Annotated in this window: 1 pseudogene; it reads right to left on the reverse strand. The window is 64.0% G+C overall.

What is annotated here, in order from left to right:
* Positions 1–109: 109 nt before the first annotated feature.
* A pseudogene (locus QJT78_RS52490) lies at positions 110–286 on the reverse strand (transposase); the annotation flags it as partial.

The raw sequence follows: 286 nt of genomic DNA on the forward strand, positions 1-286 counted from the left end.
GTCGGCTCGATGAGCTGCATCTCGATTATCCCTTCGCGGGAGCGCGTATGCTGCGATCGTTGCTGCGGCGGGAGGGCGTATACGCCGGTCGCCGCCACATCGCGACGCTGAACTTCCGCCGCGCATGCGCGAAGCAGAACGCCAACTGCACCAGATGGCCGCCGTTCTTGATCAAGCCCTTGTAGGCGGCATAGCCGTCGACCTGCAGGATGCCGTGGTAGTCCCCGAACAGCTGCTTGGCGCGGATCGCCTTGCGATCCTCAGCAAACGTGTAGACTACCGCCGG

It is taken from the genome of Bradyrhizobium sp. Mp27 (assembly GCF_029953005.1).
Lineage (GTDB): Bacteria > Pseudomonadota > Alphaproteobacteria > Rhizobiales > Xanthobacteraceae > Bradyrhizobium > Bradyrhizobium barranii.